Annotated in this window: 2 protein-coding genes and 1 pseudogene; 1 reads left to right on the top strand and 2 read right to left on the bottom strand. The window is 70.2% G+C overall.

The window, feature by feature from the left end; all coding sequences use genetic code 11:
* Window positions 1-299: 299 nt before the first annotated feature.
* A pseudogene (locus tag GSF22_RS35270) lies at window positions 300-419 on the bottom strand (DUF421 domain-containing protein); the annotation flags it as partial.
* A 107-nt stretch (window positions 420-526) separates the two neighbouring features.
* Between GSF22_RS35270 and GSF22_RS33440 the strand changes: the two are divergent.
* The gene (locus GSF22_RS33440; protein ID WP_208817897.1) at window positions 527-769 is read left to right on the top strand and encodes a hypothetical protein; all 243 of its coding nucleotides are present in this window, start codon (window positions 527-529) and stop codon (window positions 767-769) included.
* 75 nt (window positions 770-844) lie between these two features.
* Here GSF22_RS33440 and GSF22_RS33435 read toward each other — a convergent pair.
* The coding region (locus GSF22_RS33435; RefSeq protein WP_208817896.1) for a hypothetical protein at window positions 845-1,636 on the bottom strand (792 nt) is incomplete at its 5' end.

Here is a 1,636-nt window from a genome sequence, read left to right as displayed (position 1 = left end):
GCGCACCGCCGTGCGCCACCAGCCCACCGACCAGGATCGCCACCTCGCCGGGTACGACCAGTCCGAGCGGGGTCGAGGATTCCAGCGCCGGCAGGACGAACACCAGGATCAGGACGAGGACGGGCGGCAACCCGGCGAGCACCGCCACCACCCTGTCCATTCGCTGATTGTCGCCCGCGACGCGTTCCGGCGTGGCCGGGAGCGGTGCGAGACCGCCAGCCTCATCCGGTACCCGGACCGGATGGTCCGTCACCATCGCGGGTGATCACACTGAAGTGACCCTCGGACTCCATCCGGACGCTCTCCCGCTTGAGCAGCACGCGCAGCAGGAAGAAGATGCTCAGATAGATGGCGGTCCCCCGCAGCGCGATCTCCCACAGCGGTGTGTCGGGGACCAGGAGGTTCCGCCAGTCGCTCACCCAGCGGGGCTACCCGGGCACTCCCCGCCCACACTCCTGCAGCGGCCGAGACGTTCGGCCTGCTCCGCACCGGGTAACCGCGCGAAGCCGACACGAAGGAGGCCGACATGCGGTACCAGCAGTCGGATGTCGAGGTCGTCTACCGTCGCGGCGACTGGCGGAGCTGGTCGGACGTCGAGCGTTGGCTCGAACGGGGAATGAGCCGCGACCAGCAGGCCGACAACGAACTCAGCGAGGCGGAGTCCCGGCAGTTGCTCGACGACGTCCGTCAACTCGCCCGACGGGGTGACGACCTGCCACCCGACCCGGCCGGTGCCTACCGGGCGCTGCGGGCGGTCCATTCCCGCTGAGCCCTGAGGTGTGACCGCCCTCCGGCCACGTGGGCGGGCGGTTCAGCGTCCGCCCACGTGACCTGGGCCGGGCGGTCAGACGTTCACGTGGAAGTGCACCGCGAAGTAGCCGGTGTCCGCCGTGGAGTTGGACGCCTCCACGCCGACCCACCCGTGGAACGTCCCGGTGTCACCGATCACCTGGAGTTGCGGCTTGCGGTGCGAGCCACCGGTGTAGCAGGTGCTCGACGTCAGGCAGGTGCACCAGTGCTCGTAGAAGTTCCGCCGTCCCGCTCCCGCGAGGTAGTAGCGGATCGGGGCGGAGGTGGCGCCGTTCGGGCAGGACGAACAGGTGGCGGTCGGCGGGCTGAGCCAGCTCAGGCAGTTCCCGTTGCATCGGGCGAACGACCGGAGGTCCATCCCGCTGGGGCCGGCGGCACCGGTGCTGCCGCTGTAGCCGGCGTACCGGCCGGTGTACTGGGTCAGCGGGATGTTGCTGACCGGCGTGTACGCGTCGTTCGAGGCGGAACTGCCGAAGCCCCAGCCGACGGTGACCCCGTAGTTGGAGCTGACGAAGTCGAGCCGGGCCAGGTCGCTGGCGGGCTGGCTGACCGCCCAGGTCTCCTGGACGTTCCCGCTCCAGGTGATGGTGATGCTGCCACCGGAGTTGGTGTACGTGCCGCTCAGGGACTTCACGACGCCACCGGGCTGGAACCCGGCGGCGGTCCGTACCTCGCAGTCGTGGCCGGTGCAGCCGGTCGTCCGGACGCCCGTGCCGGCGGCCCCGACGACGGTGGACCGGTTCCAGTACCAGAAGCTCTCGGTCACCGTGCCGTCGCCGAAGAAGTAGTAGGTCGCCAGCCGGACCCAGACCGGGGCGGTGGCGGG

The sequence above is a fragment of the Micromonospora echinofusca genome (assembly GCF_017614955.1).
Classification (GTDB): Bacteria; Actinomycetota; Actinomycetes; order Mycobacteriales; family Micromonosporaceae; genus Micromonospora; species Micromonospora echinofusca_A.
Note: the sequence above shows the minus strand (reverse complement) of the source record. Positions and strands in the feature narration are given on the sequence as shown.

Excerpts from the sequence above, each read along its gene's own strand:
- GSF22_RS33440 (WP_208817897.1), top strand. The coding sequence starts at position 527 with ATGCGGTACCAGCAGTCGGATGTCGAGGTCGTCTACCGTCGCGGCGAC.